This is a genomic window from Streptomyces sp. HP-A2021 (assembly GCF_022807935.1).
In the GTDB taxonomy this organism is placed as follows: Bacteria; Actinomycetota; Actinomycetes; order Streptomycetales; family Streptomycetaceae; genus Streptomyces; species Streptomyces afghaniensis.
The window spans coordinates 3,274,713-3,296,893 of the sequence record NZ_CP094344.1 but is presented as its reverse complement, the minus strand read 5'-3'; the positions used below and the strand labels follow the sequence as shown (position 1 = coordinate 3,296,893).

Sequence of the window (22,181 nt, the reverse complement as noted above, 5' to 3'; positions counted from 1 at the left end):
TGCGGCGATGGCCGCATGTGGCGGAAAATGCAGGTACCGGGCGACAACCGAGGCAGGGCTCACGTGCACGAGGACGGCAACGACGACGGACACCGGGACGCCTCTCTGGCCGGAACCGGTGTGGATCAGCCTGCCTTTCTGGCGCTGGAGCGGGAGCTGACCGTGCTCCTGCGGCGGGCCCGGGCCAGCCAGGGCGAGATGGCCCGGGAGGTCCACCCCGACCTGGAGTCGTCCGCGTACGGCCTGCTCGTACGGCTGGACGAGTGCGGCAAGCAGCGGGCCACCGAGCTCGCCGCCTACATCGGCGTCGGCAAGGCCACGATGTCCCGCCAGCTGCGCGCCCTGGAGGAGCTCGGCCTGGTCGCCCGCGAGCCCGACCCCGCCGACGGACGCGCCTGGCTCGTCGCCCTCACCCAGGAGGGCCACGACCGGGTCCGCCGGGTGCGCGAGGCCCGCCGCGCCCGCTACGCCGGCCGCCTGGCCGACTGGGACACCCGCGAGGTCACGGAACTGGCCCGGCTGCTGCACCAGCTGAACCGGGGCATGGAGAAGTAGCCCCCGGTTCCGGTTTTTCGGAACTCCGGCTGCTCAGAACTCGACGTACACGGCCGTCGCGTCGTCGTGCGTCTTGCTCCGGCCCAGGAACGATCTGGCCGAATCCGTCCGTTCCAGCGTCCGCACCCGGTCCACCAGCGCCTGCGGTCCCTCCTTGCGCAGGAGGCGGAAGCAGTCCGTCCAGTCGCCCTCCTCGAACCGCTCCACCCAGCGGGCCGCCCCGTCCGTCAGGGCGGCCAGGGCGCGGACCTCGCGCCGGGGCAGGGTGCCGGTCACCGCTCGCCGGGCCACCGAGGGATCGGCCGCCGCCGTGAAGAAGCCGCCCTCCTTGTTGCGGAGCGTGGAGTCCACCAGCGCGTCCGTGGCCAGGGCCGAACGGGGGAGGAGAGCCAGCCGGTCGTCCAGGAAGGGCGTCACCACGCTGTCCTGGGACTCCACGAGGAGAGCCGAGTCCGACAGGACCAGGTACTCCACCGTCTCCGGGGACCAGCGGGCCACGACCACCGTGGCCTGAGGCGTGCGGGGGTGAGAAAGGTCACAGGTTGAGGCGTGTGCCTCGGCGGTACGCGCGATGGCGCGGGACAAGGCGTCGGCCAGGGGAACATCCGGGAGGGAAACGGTCAGTTCGGTCAGGGCACCACCGAGGCGTGCGGTGAACCAGGGGACGGAATGCAGACAGCCCGTCCCGCCCTTCGGCGGTGTGACCCCGTCCAGGACGACGACCGAACCGCCCTGTCCGGAGGCCGGTAGTCCGACACTGGCGAAGTCCTCGTTGGGGCGGTCCGCGTCTCCCGGTTCCGAGGCGAGTTCGGTACGCATCCAGCCAGTCTGCACGAGCCCTTCACAAGGTCCGCAAAACGCTGGCAATGGTTGCCGGACCGGTGCGGTCATGCAGGTCAGACGCCCCGTTTGGGCTGGAATGCTTTGTTCCGGGAAGGCGTGGTGGCGAATACTGCCACCGCCCGCGCACGGCGTCCAACCGGCCTGCCGCGCAAGGCCGCTGCAAGGGCCAGCGGAACTTGCCCCCCAACTCTCCTCCGAGGTTCACTCCTTCGGGTGGCGGGTCAGGTGATGCACGTGCGCTGCCCACCGGCGCTGGGAGGGTCGGGAAGTGTACCTGGAGTACGCACCAGTTGACGGAGCGTCACCCGGGCCCATGAGTTCACGAGTCAGGAATGCGAGCACCGGTGCAGAAGACGCGGCCTCGTCGCCCAGGCAAGCAGACGGCCCCCGTTCAGGGCGCTGAGCCGACGCCCCCCACCGGCAAGGGCCGCCCCACCCATGTACGCAACCGGCTCATCGTGGCCGTGGCCGTGGTCGCCGCCGCCATCGCCGGTGCGGGCACCCCGTCCGTCCTCGCCGCCTCCGGGCAACTCCACGACTCCCAGGAGCTGGTGACGCTCGCCGAGCAGACGCAGGGCGCCCTCGTCCTGGCGCACTCCCTCGCCGACGAGCGCGACGACGTCACCTCCTACATCGCGGCCGGCCGCCCCAAGTCGAAGGCGCCCTCCGAGCAGCGCAGCGCCCGCGTGGACCGGCAGGTCGAGGAGTTGCGGGCCGACACCGACACACCCGCCTCGCTCCGCTCCGACCTCGACGACATCGCGGCCGTGCGCCGGGCGGCGCTCACCGGCAAGAGCAGCGCTCTCGAAGCGCACCAGGCGTACTCCACCGCCATCACCGAACTCCACCGGCTCGCCGAGCAGCTGGCGCAGCAGACGCCGCCCCGCGCGGGCTCCGGCGGACAGGCCCTGGCCGAGCTGGACTCCGCGGTCCAGCAGGCCGCCGCGGCCCGGGGGCTGCTGCTCGCCGCCTTCAGCGTGCCGCGCGGCACCGAGACGGCCATCGACCCGGTCACCGGCCTGCCGACCGAGACCTCCTCGGACGCGGACGCCCGGCAGCGCGACGCCCTGAGCGCCGCCGCCCAGCAGGCCCGGCTGCGCTCCGACGCCGCCCTGGCCGACTTCCGCGACACCGCGCCCAAGGCGGCCCGTACCTCGTTCGACAACACGGTCACCGGCACCGAGGTCAACTCCGCCGAGAAGTACCTCGCCACGCTCACCGACCAGCCGACCCTCGCCGACGGCGAACTCTCCGCCAACACCCGGAAGCTGGACGCGGCCCTCTCCGCCCGGGTCGACCTGATGCGCGGCGTGGAGTCCGCCCTCTACGACCGCCGCACCAAGGACCTGGAGGCGCTGCGCGACGACGACGTCACCGCGCTGGAGATCCGCATCGCCGTCCTCGGCGCCCTGATGCTGCTCGCCGTCGGCGTCGCCACGGGCATGGCCCGCAGCCTCACACGCCCCCTCGCGGTGCTGCGCCTCGGCTCGAAGCGGCTGGCCGAGGCGGAGGTTCCCACGGCCGAGGAACCCGTCAAGTTCACCGGCCGCAACGACGAGTTCGCCCAGGTCGTCCGCTCCGTCAACGCCCTGCACGCGCACGCCGTCGCGCTCAACGAGCGGATCTCCACACTGGAGTCCGACCGCAAGCACCTCGTCGGGCAGCGCCAGAAGATGGCCGACGCGCGCGAGGAACTGCGCGGCGAACTCGCCGAGTCCGCCGCCCAGCTGGAGCGGCTGCGCACGGCCATCGGCGGCACCTTCGTCAACCTCGCGCTGCGCACGCTCGGCCTGGTCGAGCGGCAACTGGCCGTCATCGAGAACCTGGAGGAGCGCGAGCAGGACCCGGACCGCCTCGCCACGCTGTTCAAGCTGGACCACTTCGCCACGGTCATGCGCCGGCACAGCGAGAACCTCCTCGTCCTCGCCGGCACCGAGCACGTCCAGCACGCCGCCGGGCCCGTGCCCCTCGTGGACGTCGTCCGCGCGGCGGTCAGCGAGATCGAGCGATACGAGCGGGTCCGGATCGCCGCGCTGCCGCCCCACGCGCACATCGCCGGGTTCGCCGCGGACGACCTGTCCCACCTGCTGGCCGAACTCCTGGAGAACGCCACCTCGTTCTCGCCGCCCGACCTGCCCGTCGAGATCTCCGGCTGGCTGCTGGAGAACGGCGAGGTCATGCTCTCCGTCCAGGACGAGGGCATCGGCATGGCCGAGGACCGGCTGGAGCGCCTCAACGCCCGCCTCGCCGACTTCGACCCGGAGGCACCGTACGACCAGGAGGGCGAGGACGGTCTCGGCCTCGGCCTGTACGTCGTGGCCCGCCTCGCCCACCGGCACGGTGTGCGCGTGCAGCTGCGCGAGCAGAAGCAGGGCGGTGTCGCGGCGGTCGTCGTCCTGCCCCGGACCCTGCTGGCGGCGGCTCCGGCCGCGGCCGTCCCGGCCTCCGGCCCGCTCTCCGGCACCGGCCACACCGTCGCGTTCCCCGGCGCCGACGCCGAGGCCAACTCCAACGTCCTGCACGGCCGCGCGAGCCACGGGGACCCGCTGGTGTCGCTGGCGGAGAAGGCGGTACGGCGCGAGGAGGCGGCGGCGGAGCCGGCCGCACCCGCGACAGAGGTGACGGCACCGGCGGAAACCCCCGCCGAGACCACGATGGAGCTGCTCGCCCCGATCCCGCAGGACGAGCCGGCCCCGGTGGAGCACGCGCCCGCGGCCGCCGACGGCGAATCCGCCCCGCAGGGGCCACCCGCACCCGACGAAGAAACCCGCACGGGGGGTGCGGGTGGGCACCACGACGCCGAAGGCGAAGCCGAGGCGGAGGCCGACGTCGAGCACGAACGCATCACCGACAAGGGCCTCCCCAAGCGCACACCCAAGATCACCGCTCCGACCACCGCCCCGCGCCAGCGCAGCGGCTCCGTGGACGCCGAAGCCCTCCGCCGCCGCCTCGGCGGCTTCCGCCAGGGCGCCCAGGCCGGCTACCGCGAGGTGGAGGCGGAAATCGCCGAGAAGACGGCCTCGCACAAGCGGCCCGACACCGGCGCAGCACAACCAGCTGAATCCGAAGAAGCCACGGGGGGCACAGTCGAGGAGGCAAGCAGTTGACCGCTCCCAGTACCTTCGGACTGATCGGACTGAGCAGTGAGGCCCGCAACCTGCACTGGCTGCTGACCAACCTCGTCGAGGAGGTACCCGGCATCCTCTCGGTCGCGGTCGTCTCGTCCGACGGACTGCTCCTGCTGTCCTCCGACGACCACCGCAACAAGGAGGCGCGGGAGGCTCTCCAGGCCCGCGGGGTCAAGAAGACCGGCCCGCGCGGCTCCGCCGCCGACCTGGCCACCATCGTCTCCGGCATCGGCAGCCTGACCGTCGGCGCCGCCAAGCTGATGGACTTCGGCGGGGTCCGGCACACGATGGTCGCGATGGACGAGGGCAGCCTGTTCGTGATGTCCATCAGCGACGGCTCGCTGCTCGGCGTCCACGGCTCCGCGGACTGCGACATGAGCGTGGTCGCGTACCACATGGCCCTGTTCGTGGGCCGCGCCGGCCACGTCCTGACGCCCGAACTCCGCAGCGAACTCCGCAAATCCCTGGAGGATTCCCAGACGACGGGGAGTGTCCGATGAGCAGTACGCCGAAACAGCACCTCCCGGTCCGCGGCGGTGACCGCAAACCCGCCCGGGTCCGCCCCTACTCGCTCACCGGCGGCCGCACCCGCTTCGGCCACGTCCTCCTCGTGGAGACCTTCGTGGCGAGCACCGCCGCGCTGGACGCCCCGGAGGAGCGCAAGGAGCTGACGAACGGCTCCCTGTCCACCCGCGTGATGCCGGAGCTGCGGGCCATCGTCGAACTGTGCCGCCGGATGCGTACGGTGGCCGAGATCGCCGCGCTGCTGAAGATGCCGCTCGGCGTGGTCCGCGTCCTCCTCAGCGACCTCGCGGACCAGGGAAAGATCCGTGTGTACGGGACGGGCACCGGCCATGGCACGGGCCGCCCGGACCGAGCTCTGCTGGAAAGGGTGCTGAGTGGACTCCGTCGTCTCTGACGCCGCTCACGGCGTCGCTGGTTCATCCCCGTTCGTCCAGCCCGGCGAGAGCATGCACGCCTGGGAGACGGACCGCACCCGCGCCCCCATCGCCACGAAGATCGTGGTGGCGGGCGGCTTCGGCGTGGGCAAGACCACGCTGGTCACCGCCGTCTCGGAGATCACGCCCCTGCAGACCGAGGCGCTGATGACCGAGGCGAGCGAGGCCACCGACGACCTCACCGCCACGCCGGGCAAGACCACCACCACCGTGGCCATGGACTTCGGGCGCATCACGCTCGACGACGACCTGGTGCTCTACCTGTTCGGCACGCCGGGCCAGCAGCGGTTCTGGTTCATGTGGGACGACATCGTGCGCGGCGCGATCGGCGCCGTCGTCCTGGCCGACACCCGCCGTCTGAAGGACTGCTTCCCGGTCCTGGACTACTTCGAGAGCTCCGGGCTGCCGTACGTGGTCGCGGTCAACCACTTCGACGGCAGCGAGCTGTTCGAGCCGGAGGATGTGCGGGAGGCCTTGACCATCCCGCAACACATACCTGTCATGATCATGGACGCGCGTCGCCGGATCTCCGTGATCGAGACCCTCCTGGCCCTGGTGGGCCACGCGCTCGACGAAACCCCCGAGTAGAGGACAGCCCCGCATGCGGAAGATACTCGTCGTCGGAGCCGGTCAGTCCGGGCTCCAGATAGCTCTCGGCCTCCAGTCGCAGGGGTACGAGGTCACCCTGATGTCCAACCGGACGGCGGACGAGATCCGCACCGGCCGGGTCATGTCGACGCAGTGCATGTTCCACACGGCCCTGCAGCACGAACGCGATCTCCAGCTGAACTTCTGGGAGTCCCAGGCCCCGAAGATCGAAGGACTCGGCGTCTCGGTCGCCGCCCCCGGCTCCTGGGCCGAGGGTCCCGCGGCCCGTGCCATCGACTGGCTGGGCAGGCTCGACGGGTACGCGCAGTCGATCGACCAGCGCGTGAAGATGGCCGGCTGGATGGAGACCTTCGCCCAGCGCGGCGGGCAGCTCGTCATCCACGGCGCGGCCGTCGGCGACCTCGACTACTTCGCCCGGACGTACGACCTGGTGCTCGTCGCGGCCGGCAAGGGCGAGCTGGTGCAGATGTTCGGCCGCGACGCGGAGCGCTCCCCCTACAGCGAGCCGCAGCGCGCGCTGGCCGTGTCGTACGTCCACGGTCTGGGCCCGCGCCCCGAGCATCCCGACACCGAAGGGGTCCGCTGCAATCTCGTGCCGGGCGTCGGCGAACTGTTCGTCATGCCCTGCCTGACCACCTCCGGCCGCGCCGACATCCTGTTCTGGGAAGGCATACCCGGCGGCCCGCTCGACGTCTTCAACGGCGTCAAGGACCCCGCGGAGCACCTCTCCCTGACCCTGGAACTCATGGAGCGGTACGTCCCCTGGGAGTACGCGCGGGCCACCAAGGTCGAACTGACCGACGCGGGCGGCACACTGGCCGGCCGCTACGCCCCCACCGTCCGCAACCCCGTCGGCCGCCTCCCCGGCGGCGGGCTCGTGCTGGGTGTCGCGGACGTCGTCGTGGCCAACGACCCGATCACCGGCCAGGGCTCCAACTCCGCGTCCAAGTGCGCGGCCGCCTACCTCTCCTCGATCGTCGAGCGCGGCGACAAGCCGTTCGACGAGGAGTGGATGCGGGCCACCTTCGACCGCTACTGGAACACCGCGCAGCACGTCACCAAGTGGACCAACGCGATGCTCGCGCCGCCGCCGGAGCACATCCTGAACCTGATCGGCGCCGCCGGTGAACTCCAGCCGGTCGCCGACCGGTTCGCCAACGGCTTCAACGACCCGGCCGACTTCGAGAACTTCTTCTACGACCCGGAGAAGACGCAGGCCTACCTGGTCGAGGTGTCCGGCGCGGGCGCCGCGTAGTCCGTGGTGTCCGTGGAGTCCGTGGTGTCGGCGGTATCGGCGTTGTCCGTGTAGCCCTCGTAGCCCTCGTCCGGCCCGTCCGTGGCCCACTCGGGGAGCTCCGGTGGCTCGTAGCGCCGCAGGGGCTTCCCGCCCGGGTCCGGGCGTACGGCGCCCAGGACGGGGTTGGCCGCGATCGGTGACACCTTCACCGTCGCACCGGGGCGGGGCGCCTGTACGACCATGCCGTCGCCGAGGTACAGCGCCACGTGCGTGGCCTCCGGGAAGTACACGACCAGGTCCCCCGGCCGCAGCTCCGGGAGCGGGATCCGCTTCAGCCGCTTCCACTGCTCCTGGCTGGTCCGGGGGATGGGTGTCCCGGCCTCCGCCCACGCCTGCGAGGTCAGGCCCGAGCAGTCGTACGACTTCGGGCCCTCCGTGCCCCACGCGTAGGGCTTGCCGAGCTGCCGCACGGCGTGGCGCACGGCGCGGTCGCCCTCGGCCGACGGTGTGCGGATGCCCATGCTGCTGCCTTTGCTGTCGCCGACGCTGCCGAGCGCGCCGGACGCCAGGAACTTGTTCTGCGCCTCGGTGATGCCCTTCTTCTCGAATTCGGCGAGGGCGGTGAGCTGGTCGCGGCTGAGGGAGGCGAGCAGTTCCTCGACGTCGTGGAGCCGCTCGCGGACCTCGTCCCGTTCCTTCTTCCGCCGCTCGGTGAGGGCGAGCTGATCGTCGAGAGCCTTGCGGGCCTTGCGGGCCAGGTCCCGGGCCTTGCGTTCGTTGCCGGTCAGCCGGCCGACGGTGTCGGCCCGCTCCCGCGCCAGCCGGCCGATCACACGGCCCTGGTCGATCGCGTGCTGCGGGTCGCGGGCCAGCAGCAGGCGTACGTACGGGGAGATGTCGGTGCTGCTCTGGTACTGCTGCCGGGCCAGCCGACCGGCCGCGCCCCGGCTGTCGTGCAGGGAGAGCCGGGTGCGGGCGAGGGCGCGGTCCAGGCGGTCGGTCTCGGCGCGCTGCTTCTTCAGCTTCTCCTCGGTGGCGTTGTAGGCCTCGGTGGCCTGTTCGGCCTCCCGGTACAGTCTCTGAAGGTCCGTCAGGAGGGTGGCGACGGAGGCGGGGTCCTTCCCGAGGCCGGGTTCCGGTTCGGGGGCCGCCGTGGCAGGGGCCTGAACCAGGACGGTTGTTGCTGCCACCGCAGCCGTGCAGACCAGGCGCAGAAGGCTTCCTGACATGCCATCACCTCCGTTGCGGGGCGACCTGTTCGCCGCCGGACACCGTGAGGATCAGGGGTGTGCGCGAGGTGCGCGCGGTGAGTGTGCGCGGTTCGGCGCAACGGGGTCACCCGTCGGCGTCGTCCCGCTTGCCGGGCGGCGTGGCGTCTGGCTTCGACCAGGGCCAGTTGAGCCGGCGGGCCGGTGCGCCCTCGGGGGCGTACTGGTACTTCCAGCGGTGGGTCAGTCCGACCCTGCCCTCCGACCGGGGCACGCGGCGGTAGACCAGGACGGTGGGCGGGCCGCCGGCGGGGTCCGGGACGGGGATGCGGTACGTCTTGGGCGGGTGGCCGGTGATGCCGACCAGGACGGGCAGGAACCTGCCGTCCATGGGGCCGCCCTCGAAGGGGGTGTCTTCGCTCTTCACGGGATCAGTGTCAGACATCCTCGGCGAGGGCCCGGACCAGGGCGTCGGTCTGCGGGTCGCGGCGGGCGGTCACCGACAGCATGGCCACGAACTGCTCGACGAGCCAGTCGCGCAGTTCCTCGGCTGGGGGTTGCTTGTCCTCGTCGAGCCAGATGAGCGACGACGCCTCGACGGCGGTGATCCACATCCGGACGGTCATCCGCAGGCGCGGGCCGGGCTCGGTGACCTCCAGGTGCCGGAAGATGTGCTCCGCGGCGGCGCGGCGCACGCCGTCGACGATGGCCGTCGTGCGTGAGGTCTCTACGACGCTGCCGCCCTGGAGGAGGGCGCTGAAGCCGGCGTCGTGTTCGTCGACGAAGGCCATGTAGCGGTCGAGGGCGCGGGACAGGCGGGGGAGCAGGGGGCCCTCGCGGGGTTCGTCGAAGCAGTGCTGGAGCTCGTCTGCGGCGGAGCGGAGGGCGGCCTCGTACAGCTGCTGCTTGCCGCCCGGGAAGTACCGGTAGACCAGGGGCCGCGACACCCCCGCCGCCTCCGCCACGTCGTCCAGGGACACGTCCTCCGGGGCGCGGTGCGCGAAGAGGCTCAGCGCGGCGGTGAGGAGCTGGCTGCGGCGTTCCTCGACGCTGAGGCGCCGGTAGGCGGGGGTGGGGGCGGTTGGTGTCATGACCGGCAGCGTAACCGGGGGATGGTGCGGGGTGCCTGCGGCGGCCTGCGCGGGGGCGGTGGGGTTCGCGTAGCGCCTGACGCCGGGTAGTGGGCCGGGGCCGCGCCGGGGGGTGTCCGCCCTCGGAACGGCGCGATGGGGTCGGATACCGGCTAACCGTCCGTTGACGCGCCAACCGCTGCGGGCGGACACCCCCCGACACGTCCCCTTCTCGCCGTCGGCGGGTGCGGGCGAGTGGGGGAGCCTCTCAGCGGGCGTCCACGTGCTGGAAGTCGACGGCCGTGATCCGGGCGGACTTGGGCGTCAGTTCGGCCAGGCCCTGGCCCTCGAACGTGTCGGTGATGAGGGCGCCCCGCGGGGCGCCGAGTGCGGACTGTTCGTCGTTGGGGACGAGATCCGCGATGGAGCGGTAGGACTCCTTCAGCAGGGATTCCTGCTTGTGGGCGGCCGGGAACAGGGCGAGGACGCCGCCGTCGGCGGTCCGCAGGGCGTACACGCTCGGGTCGGCCGGGGGCTTGGTGAAGAACTTCTCGGTGGCCTTGCCGCCGGCCGCGCCCTCGGTGCTGCTCCGCTCGTAGGTCTCCTTGGCGTTCTCGACCGGCTCGGTGGAGGCCAGGGCCTTGCCCTCCTTCTTGCCGCCGGTCTCGAGGAAGTCCTCGTAGGCGGCGCCGACCTCGGCAGGGGCCAGCTTGCCGACCTTGGTGTCGGGGTCGACGGCCTCGGCGAGACCGTGACGGTCGACGGCGAGCTTCGGCAGGGGCTCGCCGCTGTCGGCCCAGAGGGAGAGCACCATCTTGTAGGTCCCGCCGACCTTGTCGAAGACCAGCAGCACGCTGTTCTTGCTGTTCTCGCTGGACTTGGCCCGGACGGCGAACCAGGTGGCCGTGCCCTTCTCGGGGATGACGTACTCGCGGTCCTGGTAGGAGAAGGGCTTGGTGTAGGCCTTCTGCTCCTTCTTCGGCCAGGTCTCGAAGAGGGTGTAGGTGGCCTTGTCCATCGCGTAGACCTGCCCCGCCTCGACCGTCCCCAGGAGCTTGTCGTCCCGCGCCGCGTTGGCCTTGTTGTTGACCTCCTCGTAGTGGTCGGCGATCTTCTTGGCGGCGGCCTGGGTGACGACGCCCTGCGGGGTGTTCTCGGTGCCGGAATCCGAGGCGGCCTGGCCGCCGCACGCGGTCAGGGCGAGAGCGGTCGTGGCCCCGAGGGCGGCGAACCGGACGAGGCGGGTGTGGGGGGACATGGGGTGGTGATCTCCTTGAGGGCCACGGAGGGTGACGAGTTCAAGGAGGACAGTAGTCACCCCGCATGGACATGACGTGGCCGGGGTTCGCCCCTAGGCCAGCAGCCCCGACGACTTCCACAGCCGCCGCCCGACGCCCCGCAACACCCCGATGTCGTCGAGGAAGTCCGTCAACCGCTTCGACCCGTTCTGCATGACCTCGCGGCGATGCCCGCTCGCCCGTACCTGCGCGAGAGCCTCCCGCTTGTCCAGGCCCACGTTCGTGTAGACCTCGGGGTTCACGAACGCCACCGAGAACACCCGGGCGAACTCCCCGGAGGTGATGCGGGTGAACTCCTGGGACCACTTGGGGGCCGTCACCATCTGGCGGCGGAGTTCCTCGCGGGCGTAGCGGACGTGGCGGGCCTCCTCCACCACGTGGATGCGGGTCACGCCGCGGATGAGGGGCTGGACCCGCTCGTCGGGGAAGGTCAGCCGCTGCATCCAGTCGAGGACCTCCTCACCGAGGAGCGTCGCCGTGAAGGAACCCGGGGTGGTCGAGATGGTCTTGAACAGGCGGCCCAGGTGCTGGTGGACGCGGCTGACCGGGTACCAGGGGGTGTCGCCGTGGGATATCAGCCGGGCGAACATCTTGGAGTGCCGGCACTCGTCCTCGATCTCCGTGAGCGCGTAGCGCACGTGCGCGCTCGTCGCCGCCTTGTCGTAGATGTGCCGGACCAGGAGCTGCATCAGGATGATCTCGAACCAGATGCCGAGGGAGGCCAGCGCGGCCGCCTCGTGCTGGGAGAGGAGGATGCGCTGCTCCTCGCTCATCCGCTTCCAGAGCGGCGTGTCGTAGAGCGACACCAGCTCCGGCGGCCAGAACCACTTGCCCTCCTCGAAGGGCGCCTCCCAGTCCAGTTCCTCGTCCGGGTCGAAGGAGTGCTTGGCGGAGGAGTCGAGCAGCCGCTGGGCCACCTGCTCCCGGTCCTTCAGCAGGCCCAGGGCATCGCGCAGGCCGTCGAGCGCGTCGGCTTCCGTCAGGGTCGTCATGGCTGCCCACCTCGTTGTGCACACGTCACTGTCCCCCTTATGAGACTGCCTGTCAGCAAGGCCGTCAATCCCCTGGGCGCCACTTGTTGACTAGCGGGCCTCGAGCACCGCCTTCATCACCGCCCGGGCGATCGGTGCCGCGTCGCCGCCGCCGCTGATGTCCCCGCGGTCCGCCTCCGCGTCCTCCACGACCACCGCGACCGCCACCCGCGGCGCCAGGTCACCGTCGCCCTGGGCCCAGGAGACGAACCAGGCGTACGGCGTACCCGAGTTGCCGAGGCCGTGCTGGGCGGTGCCGGTCTTGCCGCCGACCCTGGCGCCGCGGATCGCGGCCCGGCGTCCCGTGCCGTCCTCGACCACCTCCCGCATCAGCGCGCGCAGCCGGACCGCGGTCGAGGGGTACATCACCTGGCGGGCCGCGCGCGAGCCGGCTGCCGCGAGGGTGCTGCCGCCCGGTCGTGTCGTGCGCTCCACCAGGTACGGCTCCCGTAGCTGACCGCCGTTGGCGACGGCCGCCGCGACCATCGCCATCTGGAGCGGTGTGGCACGGGTGTTGTACTGGCCGATCGACGACAGGGCGAGCTGGGCCGGGTCGAGCGAGGTGTCGAAGGTGGAGCGGGCCACCGGGAAGGGAATCCGCAGCGCCGGGTCGTTGAAGCCGAAGGCCTGGGCCGTGGCCGTCATGTCCGTCGCGCCCACCTCCACGCCGAGCTTGGCGAACACCGTGTTGCAGGAGAGGGTGAAGGCCTCGCGCAGGGAGGCGTCCCGGCAGCCGCGGGACGCGTTCGTCAGGCGGGTCCGCGTCCCGGGCGGGGTGTACGGGTCGGGGGAGTCCGTCGGCGCGCCGAGAGCCCTGACCACGCCGGCGTCCAGTGCGGCGGCCGCCGTGACGACCTTGAACGTCGAGCCCGGCGGATACGTCTGCCGCACCGCCCGGTTGAGCATGGGGCGGTCCCGGTCGGCGTTCAGCCGCGTCCACGCCCTGGCGGCCGCCGCTCCGTTGCCGGACAGCGGCTGGGGGTCGTAGGACGGGGCGGACACCAGGGCCAGGATCCGGCCGGTCGACGGCTCCAGCGCCGCCACCGCGCCCTTGCGCCCGGCGAGTCCCTTGTACGCCGCCCGTTGTGCGGCCGGGTCGATGGTCGTCACGACGTCGCCGCCGCGGCTGCGTGCGCGCGTGAAGTCGTTCCACAGCGGGAACGGCGCGAGCATCGGGTCCGTGCCGGACAGGATGCCGTCCTCGGCCTTCTCCAGGAGCGTCGTTCCGTACAGCTGGGAGGCGAAACCCGTGACCGGCGCGTACAACGGGCCCTCGACGTAGGTCCGTTCGTAGCGCAGGTGCTCGCGGGTGTCCTTCGAGCCGGTGACGGGCCGGCCGCCGACCAGGATGTCGCCGCGCGGCTGCCCGTAACGGAAGATCTCGGAGCGGCGGTTGGCGGGGTTCCCGTCGTATGCCGGGGCCTGGACGACCTGGACGCGGGCGGCGTTCAGCAGCAGCGCCACCAGCAGCAGGGCGCAGAAGACGCCGGCGTGCCGGATGTGCCGCGTCATCGGGTGTCCGGCCCGTCGTACTGACGGCGTGCCGAGTCGCTGACCCGCACCAGCAGTGCCACGATCGCCCAGTTGGTCACCACCGACGAGCCGCCCTGCGCCAGAAACGGCATCGCCAGGCCGGTCAGCGGGATCAGGCCGGTCACCCCGCCCGCGATCACGAACACCTGGAGCGCCACGAGCGAGGCGAGGCCGACGGCGAGCAGCCGCCCGAAGGGCTCGCGCAGGGCGAGGCCGGCCCGGTAGCCGCGCTCCACCAGCAGGCCGTAGAGGAGGAAGATCGCGGACAGGCCCGCCAGGCCGAGCTCCTCGCCGGCCGTGGCCAGGATGAAGTCCGACTTCACGGCGAAGCCGATGAGGACCGAGTGGCCGAGCCCGAGGCCGGTGCCGAGCACGCCGCCCTCCGCGAAGGCGAACAGGGACTGGGCCAGCTGGTTCGCGCCCTCCCCCGCCTCGATCGAGGCGAACGGGTGCAGCCACGTCTCGATCCTGCTGTGCACGTGCGGCTCCAGCCGGCCGACGGCGACCGCCCCCAGCGCGGCCAGCAGCAGACCGACCGCGATCCAGCCGGTGCGGCCGGTGGCGACGTAGAGCAGGACGACGAACAGGCCGAAGAAGAGCAGCGAGGTCCCGAGGTCCCGCTCCAGGACCAGGACGCCGACGCTCACCAGCCAGACGGCGACGATCGGGCCGAGGACCCGGCCGGTGGGCAGCTGGAGCTTCCAGACGCGGCGGCCGGTGTAGGCGAGGGCGTTGCGGTTCGCGGCCAGGTACGCGGCGAAGAACACCGCCAGCAGCACCTTCGCGAACTCGCCCGGCTGGATGGAGAACCCGGCGATCCGGATCCAGAGGCGGGCGCCGTTCACCGCGGGGAAGAGGATCGGCAGCGTGAGCAGCACCAGCGCGGCGACGACACAGACGTACGTGTAGCGCTGGAGCACCCGGTGGTCCCGCAGCAGCAGGACGACCAGGATGAACAGCGCCACGCCCAGCGTCGACCAGATCAGCTGGGCCGGTGCCGCCCGGTCGCCCGGGGTCTCCAGATCGAGCCGGTAGATGAGCACCAGGCCGAGCCCGTTGAGCAGCACGCCGATGGGCAGCAGGAGCGGGTCGGCGTGCGGGGCCCGCAGGCGCACGGCGAGATGCGCCAGCAGCGCGAGCACGCCGAGCCCGGCGCCGTAGCCGGCGGCACCGGGCGGGAGGGCGTCGTGCCGGGCGAGGCCCACCGCGCAGTAGCCGTACACGGACAGCAGTACGGCCAGGACGATGAGGGCGAGTTCGATGCCACGGCGCCGGGGGAGGCGGCGGACGGCGGGCGTGGGCGGGTCCGCCGTCGCCACGATGATTCCGGCCTTGCTCATGTCCGGAATCTAACCAAATGAGACGTGTGGTGGGCTTCGGATTGCACGATTGTCAGCACCGGCGTGGCTTGCGGTCGATGGGGTCGATGAAGCGGGCCGAGCCCCACGCCCAGGTGCCGTCCGTGAGCAGGTACCAGGTGCGATTGCCCTGCACGCTCTCGCCTTCCCACTTGCAGAAGATGGAGACGACGTCGCCCCGGTGGGCGAACCGGATGATCTGGGAGCCGCGGTTGGGCGCGCTGCGCAGCGCCAGGGTGTTCGCCGTGACGACGCCTCGGGTGGTGCGTGGGTCGCGGTGGTGATCGCCGTTGCCGCCACCGTTCGGGTCGTGGTTGCCGTTGCCGCCGCCGTTCCAGTCCTGGTTGCCGTTGCCGCCGCCGTTCCAGTCGTCGTTCCCGGCGGTGGAGATGTCGGAGGATGGGTCGCCCCCCGTGCCCCAGTCGTCGTCCGCGACGGCGGGGGTGACGGCTGCCGTGGTCGCGAGGATGCCGGCGGCGGCTGCTATGGAGAGGCGGCTGGTGAGTGAGGAGCGCAAGGACATGGGGGTTGCCTCCATGTGGAGCAGAGGGTGTCAAAGCTGACTAACCGCCACATTAGGAGCGCCCGATGACCCCCGCCCGTCACACTGGGCCATAGGGGGAGCGCCCTGAAGGGGCGAAGGGAACTGCTCTCACCGCTCCTCCGCCGCCAGTGTCAGCGTCGCCACCGCCCCGCCGTCCGGCGCGTTCGCGAACTCCAGCCGCGCAGCGAGCACCTCGGCCTGCCCCAGCGCGATGGTCAGACCGAGCCCATGCCCTCTCGCCCCGCCCTCCGTCCGGAACCGCTGCGGCCCGTGCGCCACCAGGTACTCCGGAAAACCGTCCCCGTGGTCCCGGACGGTGACCACCGGCCCGTCCACGGTCAGCACGACCGGCCCCCGCCCGTGCTTGTGCGCGTTCGCCACGAGATTCCCCAGCACCCGCTCCAGCCGCCGCCGGTCCGTCTCCACGGCCACGTCCCGTACGACCCTGACCTCCGTGTCGCTCCCCGCGCCCCGCACCGCCCGCTCGGCCAGCGGCCCCAACTGCTCGGTGTCCAGCTCCAGCCGCTCCCGGCCGGTGTCCAGCCGGGAGATCTCCAGCAGGTCCTCGGTGAGGGTGCGCAGGGCCGCCACCCGATCCCGCACCAGCTCGGTCGGACGCCCGGGCGGCAGCAGTTCGGCCGCCGCGTGCAGCCCGGTCAGCGGGGTGCGCAGCTCGTGCGCCACGTCCGCGGTGAACCGCTGCTCGGCGAGCAGCTTGCCCTGCAACGACGACGCCATGGAGTCCAGCGCGGCGGCGACCGCGGCCACCTCGTCCTGCGGGCGGGCCGGGGCCTTCTTCCGGGGGTCCGTACGGGGGTCCGTACGGGGGTCGTTCACGCGGGCGTCCAGGTCGCCCGCGCTGATCCGCCGGGCCACCAGCGCGGTGGTGTGCAGCCGCCGCGTCACCCGTGTCACCGCGAACGCGCCGACCAGCAGCGTCGCCCCGATCGCCAGCCCCGACGACCACAGGATCGCCCGGTCCAGGCCCGCGATGGTGCGGGCCTGCTGCGAGTAGTCGACCGCCACGGCCAGGGCCCGGTCGCCGTCGGCGGGCCCGGCCGCCCACATCGTGGGGCGCCCCGCGAAGTCGGCGACCATCGTGCCGCGGTCCCCGGCGACCGCCAGGTTCCGCAGCGACGGGGGCAGGCCCGGGGGATCCACCCCGGCGCCACGCTTGAGCGAGTCCCCGGCCTCGTACCGCTCCGTCGCCTGCGTCAGCCGTTGCAACGCCTGGTCACGCGCCTGGTCGACGGTCTGGTTCGTCACCTGTACGTGCACCAGGACGCCGAGCAGGGCGGCCAGCGCGCAGCACATCACGGTGATGAAGGCGGCGGCCTTCGCGGCGAGCGTCCCGGACCACTGGGGGAGCCTGGGTCTCATCCGGTGCTCGCCGAGGGGGAGACGGTGGGGGAGGCGGACGGGGAGCCGGAGGGCGTGGCGGCGGGTGCGCCGGACGGGTGCGGGGAGGGGTGCGGGGAGGGGTGCAGGGAGTGCTTCCGCGGGCCGGTGCGCAGCATCTCGTCCTGGGTGAGGAGCATGGCCCGCTGGTCCCGGTCCCAGGTCCACTGCAGACGGTACTCGTAGCCCGCCACCTCGGACGGCGATCGGATGACGAGGGAACGCCCGGCCAGCTCGACGCCGCTCAGCGCGTCCTCCCAGGCCATCACCTGCACGAGCCGGTGCTTCTCCACGGTGTAGACGCGCACCGCGGTGGTCTTGCCGGGCAGCAGCCGGAAGCCCAGCGTCAGGTCGTCGCGCCCGTCGCCGGTCAGGTCCCGGTAGTACGGCCTGAGGACCGGGCACCGTCCGTGCTCCGGGCCCTTGCCGCAGTCGGCCATCCGGCGGTTCGTGTCGCGGTAGGGCGCCTTGTCGCCGGCGTAGTCGCCTTGGCTCGCGGCGATCTCGGCCCGGACGACCCCGACCGGGTCCACCCGGTGGATGTCGTCGCCGGGCACCTTGACGCCCTTGACCACCTCGGTGTTCACCTCGCCGATCTCGAAGGCCGGACTGGACGCCGGCGTCAGCTCGGGCCAGAGCCGAGCCGGCCCGACGGCCGTCGGCGTCGCCCCGGCCCCCTCCAGCCCGCCGGCGTCCCCGCAGCCCACGGCGCCCACGAGCAGGAGAGCGACACCGGCGACACACCGGGCGACTCTTCCGGGCTTCCGGCGGCGGCTTCGGAAGCGGCCGGGCTGGTCCGCCGGTCGGCCCGGCAGGCTTCCCGCGCGCCCGAGGCCGCTCCCGGTCCGGCCCGGACGGCTGCCCGGAAGGCTGCCGGGGCGGCTGACAAGGCCGTCGGCGCGGCCGGAAAGGCCATCCGAAGGACCGGAGAGGTCATCGGGGCGGCCGGGAAGGCTGCGGACGCGGCTGACGGGCACTGCACTCCTGCGGTTCGAGGCTGATCACACGGCTCGGACCGACCGTCGGCCCCGTACACCTTATTCGTGCGGAAGTCCCATTTGCGCGCGAGGGAGTCCGTTTGCCGCCCTACTCGGTGAGCTCCTCCAGCAGCCGGGCCGTCGCCAGCCCGGCCCGCAGGTACTCGACGAACAGTTCGTTGTGCAGCGCCCAGGGCGAACGGCGGTCCCGGATCAGCCGGATCGCCGCGTCGGCGGAGCTGCCCTGCCGCATCAGCGCATGCGCGACGACGAGGCCGGAGCGGTTGTACCCGTGGTAACAGCGGACGAGGACCTTGCGGCCCTCGTCCAGCGCCTCGCACGCGGCCTCGGCGAGCCGGATCACGCCGGCGAGCTGCGTCCCGTCGAGCGGCCCGTCGGGGATGGGCCAGACGTGGTGCGGGACGTCCGGATCGGGCCCGTGCCCCGGCAGCCGCAGCAGCGTCTGCACGAGGTCGAACTCGTCCCGTACGACGGCGAACTCCGGATGGCCCAGGGCCCCGGCGTACTCGTGTCCGCCCATCCACAACCCGGGGACGACCTCGTTCCAGGGACTCTCCGGAGCCGGCACATCGGATTTCCTGCGGGTACGCAACGGCGCCTCCCCAGCATCACCGCCCGAGGGCCTGCCCGGCGGGCCCAACTCTTCTCAAAGGTAGCCGGGTTCTTGCCCCCGCAGCACCCCGCCTGTTCCCATGGTCTGGGGTGATGGTGCATGGACGGACTGCGCGTCATACCGACCTGGCGGCACGGTCAGGAACGGCTGTACGTCTGCCTCCCGGACGGCAGGAACATCGCCTGGTACGACCGCGAGGCGGGCCGGGTCAACCTGCTGGGCGAGGACCGCGAGGACGACGTGCTCCGGGCCCTCGGGCCCTTCATCACCGGCCAGGTGACGGTGGGACCGCCCCCGGTGCCGACCCCCGCCGAGCTCGCCCGTCTGAGCCTCCACCCCGACGACGACCTGGCCCCCAACCGCCCCGGCGAGGCCCTCCTCGTCGCCCTCGACCGCGACCCCGGCCCCGCTCGCCGGCTGCGCCCGGACCCGCGCCGCCGGGCCCTGGAGGCGGAGCAGACGGTCGGGGACGCCCTGGACCGCCTGGACGGCGCCGGCTGGCACGCCGTGCACTCCGTCCCGCTCCCCGGCGGCAGCCGCATCCACCACCTGCTGATCGGCCCCGGCGGGCTGTACGCCCTGCACACCCTGTACGCGCGCAAGCAGCGGGTGACGGTCGCCGACCCCATGGTCACCCTGGGCCGCCGCGAACCGGCCGCCCTGCTCCGCCGCGTCCGCGCCGACGCCGACCGCGCCTCCTACGCCCTGACGGCGGAGGTCCGCCCCGTCCTCGCCCTGGTCGGCCCGACGGCCGTGTCGGTCCCGGCCGCACCGCGCGAGGTCCGCGTCGTCACGGACCTGGAGGTGCCGACCCTGGCCCGTCAGGGCGGCGTCCTGAAGCCGGCGGACGTGGAGGCCCTGCACGCGATGGCACGGGACCGGAACACATGGACGCGGGTGTGAGGGCGTGCCGCCCGACTGAGAGCGTGCGAGGCCCGTAGAGCTAAGGCAGCCGGCCCGCGCTGTCCGGGTCGAGGAGCGGGGCGAGCAGATCGCCGTAGTCCTGCACCCGCGCCGCGATGTCGGTGGCGTGGAAGTCCAGCCGTCCGGGCGAGCCGCACTCCTCGACCTCCTCCCAGGTCACGGGCGCGGAGACGGTCGGCTCGGGGCGGGCCCGGAGGGTGTAGGGGGTCGCCGTGGTCTTGCGCGCGGCGTTCTGGCTCCAGTCGACGAAGACCTTCCCCGGGCGCAGGTTCCTGGTCATCCGGTGCAGCGCGAGCCGGGGCATGGTCTTCTCCGCCTCGACGGCCAGCGCCTTGGCGTACTCGGACACCCGCTCGGAGGACGCCCCGCGCACGGCGGCGAGCAGGTGCAGCCCCTTGGACCCGGAGGTCTTGGCGTAGGCCTCGATGCCGTCCGCCGCGAGCCGTTCCCGCAGCCACAGCGCGACCTCGCAGCACTGCACGATGCTCGCGGGCGCCCCCGGATCCAGGTCGAAGACGATCCGGTCCGCCTCCTCCGGCGTGCCGACGAGCCACTGGTGGGTGTGGAACTCCGTGACGAGGTTGGCCGCCCACATCAGGCTCGGCAGGTCCTGCACCAGGACCATCCGCGAGGGCCCCTCGACCCGTGGCACCTCGGCGGTGGTGACCCAGTCGGGCGTACCCGGCGGGACGTTCTTCGTGAAGAACACCTGCCCGTCCGGCCCGTCCGGATACCGCAGGAAGGACACCGCCCGGTCACGCAGGTGGGGCAGCAGGACCCCGGCGACGGTCGCGTAGTAGTGCAGGACCTCGCCCTTGGTGAAGCCGGTGGCGGGATACAGCACCTTCTCCAGATTACTGAGCGGGAGCCGTCGCCCCTCCACCACTGTGATAGGCGCCATACGATAAGAATCCCACGCAAAACAGGACAAACACTCCCGAGAGTGACCGGAAGGGTGCTGCACGTGAGGTCCATTTGGAACGGCGCCATCTCCTTCGGCCTGGTCAGCATTCCGATCAAGCTGGTGAACGCCACCGAGAGCCACTCGATCTCCTTCCGCCAGATCCACACCGAGGACGGCGGCCGCATCCGCTATCGCAAGTTCTGTGAGCTGGAGGACCGCGAGGTCACCCAGGGGGAGATCGGCAAGGGCTACGAGGACGCGGACGGTTCGATCATCCCGATCACCGACGAGGACCTGTCCAGCCTGCCGATCCCGACGGCCAAGACGATCGAGATCGTCGCCTTCGTCCCGGCCGACCGGATCGATCCGCTCCAGATGGACGCCGCGTACTACCTCCAGGCGAGCGGCGCCCCGGCGGCGAAGCCGTACACCCTGCTGCGGGAGGCGCTCAAGCGCAGCAACAAGGTGGCGATCGCGAAGTTCGCCCTGCGCGGCCGGGAGCGCCTCGGCATGCTCCGGGTGGTCGGCGAGGCCATCGCGATGCACGGCCTGCTGTGGCCGGACGAGGTCCGCGCCCCCGAGGGCGTGGCCCCCGACACGAACGTCACGGTCCGGGATCAGGAACTGGACCTGGCCGACGCCCTGATGGACACCCTGGGCGAGGTCGACCTGGAGGACCTGCACGACGAGTACCGCGAGGCGGTGGAGGAGGTCATCGCCGCGAAGGCCGCCGGCGAGGCCCTGCCGCAGGCCCCCGAGCCGGCCACGGGCGGCAAGGTCCTCGACCTCATGGCCGCCCTGGAGAACAGTGTCCGCGCGGCCCGCGAGTCCCGGGGCGAGGAGGCCGGCGAGCACGCCGAGGTCAAGTCGCTCCCGCAGCGCAAGACGGCCCGCGCGGCGCCCAAGGAGACCGGCGGCAAGAAGTCGGCGTCCACCGCGAAGAAGACGGCGGCCAAGAAGACCACGGCCTCCGCGAAGAAGTCGACCGCCAAGTCCGGCCAGGGCGCGAAGAAGACGGCGTCGAAGAGCACCGCGAAGAAGACGGCCACGAAGAAGTCGACCCCGCGCAAACGCCCGGCCTGACCCGCACGGCCCCTCGAACCCGGCCCTGCGGGGTCGGACGGTCTTGAGCCGGCCGCCGTCGACGACCAGGTCCGCTCCGTTCGGGGCGCGGGTGCGGCCGCTCACCAGTATGCGGACGACCTGGGCGACCTCCTCCGGCTCGGTGAGCCGGCCCGTGGGGCGCCGACGCCGTCCGGGTCGGTCCAGGCCGGGGTGCGCGCCGGGCCGGGGAGACGGTGTTCACCCGGACACCCTTCGGGTCGACTTCCATACTGGCCCAACGCCACGATGTCCGACCGGAAACGCTTACCGGACCTGGACGCTCAGTGATGCTCGGAGACGAGCACCGCACGAGTGCCGGGCTCCAGCGCCTGGAAGACATGGGGGACATCGGCCGGATAGCAGATGTAGTCGCCCGGGCGGAGCTCCACCGGCTCGTCGGCCGTGCCCACCAGGGCCCGGCCCGAGCTGATCACGACGTGCTCGACGACTCCGGGCGGGTGCGGCGCCGAGGAGCGCTGCGGCCCGGGCTCGGCGGCGACGCTGTAGACGTCCCGCCGGGCCCCGGGCGGGGAGGCGGCGAGGAGCGTGGCCCGGTAGTCGCTCTGCTCGGACCCGACGGCCGGCCCTTCCCCCGCCCGGATCACCTGCACCTGCGGCCGCGACACGGCGACCAGTCGCGAGAAGGGGATCTCCAGGGCCACGCAGAGCGCCCACAGCGTCTCCAGGCTCGGATTCCCCGTGCCCGACTCCAGCTGGGAGAGCGTGGACTTGGCGAGCCCGGCCCTGCGGGCGACCTCGGTGAGGGACAGCCCCGCCCGGACGCGCTCCGCCCGCAGCGACGCGGCGATGACTTCGATCGGGGGCTTGGGGGCGGGGCCGGCCTCGGACATGGCGCGTTCGCTCCAA

At 72.3% G+C, this 22,181-nt stretch carries 22 protein-coding genes; 8 read left to right on the top strand and 14 right to left on the bottom strand.

Going from position 1 to position 22,181, the window contains the following annotated elements; all coding sequences use genetic code 11:
• The first annotated feature begins 63 nt into the window (after positions 1-63).
• Positions 64-555 (top strand): MarR family transcriptional regulator, encoded by a 492-nt coding sequence (locus tag MQE23_RS14850; protein WP_020276399.1) that lies wholly within the window; start codon positions 64-66, stop codon positions 553-555.
• A 33-nt stretch (positions 556-588) separates the two neighbouring features.
• Here the strand turns inward: MQE23_RS14850 and MQE23_RS14845 are convergent, their stop codons facing one another.
• A complete protein-coding gene (locus MQE23_RS14845; RefSeq protein ID WP_020276400.1) occupies positions 589-1,374 on the bottom strand; it encodes a protein phosphatase 2C domain-containing protein in 786 nt (261 codons plus the stop codon).
• 368 nt (positions 1,375-1,742) lie between these two features.
• On the opposite strand from MQE23_RS14845, the gene MQE23_RS14840 reads away from it, so the two are divergent.
• The 5 genes from MQE23_RS14840 to MQE23_RS14820 are packed head-to-tail and all read left to right on the top strand — an operon-like array spanning position 1,743 to position 7,349.
• The gene (locus MQE23_RS14840) at positions 1,743-4,505 is read left to right on the top strand and encodes a nitrate- and nitrite sensing domain-containing protein (protein ID WP_243379359.1); all 2,763 of its coding nucleotides are present in this window, start codon (positions 1,743-1,745) and stop codon (positions 4,503-4,505) included.
• Positions 4,502-5,026, top strand: coding sequence for a roadblock/LC7 domain-containing protein (locus tag MQE23_RS14835; protein WP_020276403.1), 525 nt, complete (start codon positions 4,502-4,504; stop codon positions 5,024-5,026). Before MQE23_RS14840 ends, MQE23_RS14835 begins: the two co-directional genes overlap by 4 nt.
• Complete coding sequence (locus MQE23_RS14830; RefSeq protein ID WP_010040346.1) at positions 5,023-5,445, top strand: DUF742 domain-containing protein; 423 nt, start codon at positions 5,023-5,025, stop codon at positions 5,443-5,445. Before MQE23_RS14835 ends, MQE23_RS14830 begins: the two co-directional genes overlap by 4 nt.
• Positions 5,426-6,073: an ATP/GTP-binding protein gene (locus MQE23_RS14825; RefSeq protein ID WP_037672864.1), complete on the top strand. Its 648-nt coding sequence runs from the start codon at positions 5,426-5,428 to the stop codon at positions 6,071-6,073. Before MQE23_RS14830 ends, MQE23_RS14825 begins: the two co-directional genes overlap by 20 nt.
• A gap of 13 nt (positions 6,074-6,086) precedes the next feature.
• Positions 6,087-7,349: a styrene monooxygenase/indole monooxygenase family protein gene (locus tag MQE23_RS14820; RefSeq protein ID WP_020276405.1), complete on the top strand. Its 1,263-nt coding sequence runs from the start codon at positions 6,087-6,089 to the stop codon at positions 7,347-7,349.
• Here MQE23_RS14820 and MQE23_RS14815 read toward each other — a convergent pair.
• The 11 genes from MQE23_RS14815 to MQE23_RS14765 form a co-directional block, all read right to left on the bottom strand.
• Positions 7,313-8,560 (bottom strand): C40 family peptidase, encoded by a 1,248-nt coding sequence (locus tag MQE23_RS14815; RefSeq protein WP_243379358.1) that lies wholly within the window; start codon positions 8,558-8,560, stop codon positions 7,313-7,315. The two genes, MQE23_RS14820 and MQE23_RS14815, sit on opposite strands and share 37 nt — an antisense overlap.
• A gap of 106 nt (positions 8,561-8,666) precedes the next feature.
• Positions 8,667-8,966: a hypothetical protein gene (locus tag MQE23_RS14810; protein WP_020276407.1), complete on the bottom strand. Its 300-nt coding sequence runs from the start codon at positions 8,964-8,966 to the stop codon at positions 8,667-8,669.
• A gap of 10 nt (positions 8,967-8,976) precedes the next feature.
• Positions 8,977-9,630: a TetR/AcrR family transcriptional regulator gene (locus tag MQE23_RS14805; RefSeq protein WP_020276408.1), complete on the bottom strand. Its 654-nt coding sequence runs from the start codon at positions 9,628-9,630 to the stop codon at positions 8,977-8,979.
• A gap of 247 nt (positions 9,631-9,877) precedes the next feature.
• Positions 9,878-10,867, bottom strand: a complete 990-nt coding sequence (locus MQE23_RS14800; protein WP_243379357.1) for a hypothetical protein — start codon at positions 10,865-10,867, stop codon at positions 9,878-9,880.
• Positions 10,868-10,960: 93 nt separating this feature from the next.
• A complete protein-coding gene (locus MQE23_RS14795; RefSeq protein ID WP_020276410.1) occupies positions 10,961-11,899 on the bottom strand; it encodes a diiron oxygenase in 939 nt (312 codons plus the stop codon).
• A 90-nt stretch (positions 11,900-11,989) separates the two neighbouring features.
• Positions 11,990-13,450 carry a penicillin-binding transpeptidase domain-containing protein gene (locus MQE23_RS14790; protein WP_020276411.1) on the bottom strand — a complete coding sequence of 487 codons (1,461 nt, stop codon included), beginning with the start codon at positions 13,448-13,450 and terminating at the stop codon, positions 11,990-11,992.
• Positions 13,447-14,811, bottom strand: a complete 1,365-nt coding sequence (locus tag MQE23_RS14785) for an FtsW/RodA/SpoVE family cell cycle protein (protein ID WP_020276412.1) — start codon at positions 14,809-14,811, stop codon at positions 13,447-13,449. Before MQE23_RS14785 ends, MQE23_RS14790 begins: the two co-directional genes overlap by 4 nt.
• A gap of 52 nt (positions 14,812-14,863) precedes the next feature.
• Positions 14,864-15,352: an SH3 domain-containing protein gene (locus tag MQE23_RS14780; RefSeq protein ID WP_020276413.1), complete on the bottom strand. Its 489-nt coding sequence runs from the start codon at positions 15,350-15,352 to the stop codon at positions 14,864-14,866.
• A 129-nt stretch (positions 15,353-15,481) separates the two neighbouring features.
• Positions 15,482-16,753, bottom strand: coding sequence for a HAMP domain-containing sensor histidine kinase (locus tag MQE23_RS14775; protein WP_243379356.1), 1,272 nt, complete (start codon positions 16,751-16,753; stop codon positions 15,482-15,484).
• Positions 16,750-17,487, bottom strand: coding sequence for a hypothetical protein (locus MQE23_RS14770; protein ID WP_347710133.1), 738 nt, complete (start codon positions 17,485-17,487; stop codon positions 16,750-16,752). The genes MQE23_RS14775 and MQE23_RS14770 overlap by 4 nt, the downstream gene beginning before the upstream one ends.
• Positions 17,488-17,857: 370 nt before the next feature.
• Positions 17,858-18,361: a dual specificity protein phosphatase family protein gene (locus tag MQE23_RS14765; protein ID WP_243379355.1), complete on the bottom strand. Its 504-nt coding sequence runs from the start codon at positions 18,359-18,361 to the stop codon at positions 17,858-17,860.
• Positions 18,362-18,481: 120 nt separating this feature from the next.
• Here MQE23_RS14765 and MQE23_RS14760 point away from each other — a divergent pair, with 120 nt between their 5' ends.
• Positions 18,482-19,285, top strand: coding sequence for a nuclease-related domain-containing protein (locus MQE23_RS14760; RefSeq protein WP_243379354.1), 804 nt, complete (start codon positions 18,482-18,484; stop codon positions 19,283-19,285).
• Positions 19,286-19,325: 40 nt separating this feature from the next.
• On the opposite strand, the gene ligD is transcribed toward MQE23_RS14760, so the two are convergent.
• Complete coding sequence (gene ligD, locus MQE23_RS14755; protein WP_037669137.1) at positions 19,326-20,207, bottom strand: non-homologous end-joining DNA ligase; 882 nt, start codon at positions 20,205-20,207, stop codon at positions 19,326-19,328.
• 54 nt (positions 20,208-20,261) lie between these two features.
• Here ligD and MQE23_RS14750 point away from each other — a divergent pair, with 54 nt between their 5' ends.
• A complete protein-coding gene (locus tag MQE23_RS14750; protein ID WP_020272567.1) occupies positions 20,262-21,293 on the top strand; it encodes a Ku protein in 1,032 nt (343 codons plus the stop codon).
• 302 nt (positions 21,294-21,595) lie between these two features.
• Here the strand turns inward: MQE23_RS14750 and MQE23_RS14745 are convergent, their stop codons facing one another.
• Positions 21,596-22,165 carry an XRE family transcriptional regulator gene (locus MQE23_RS14745; protein ID WP_020272568.1) on the bottom strand — a complete coding sequence of 190 codons (570 nt, stop codon included), beginning with the start codon at positions 22,163-22,165 and terminating at the stop codon, positions 21,596-21,598.
• Positions 22,166-22,181 lie beyond the last annotated feature (16 nt).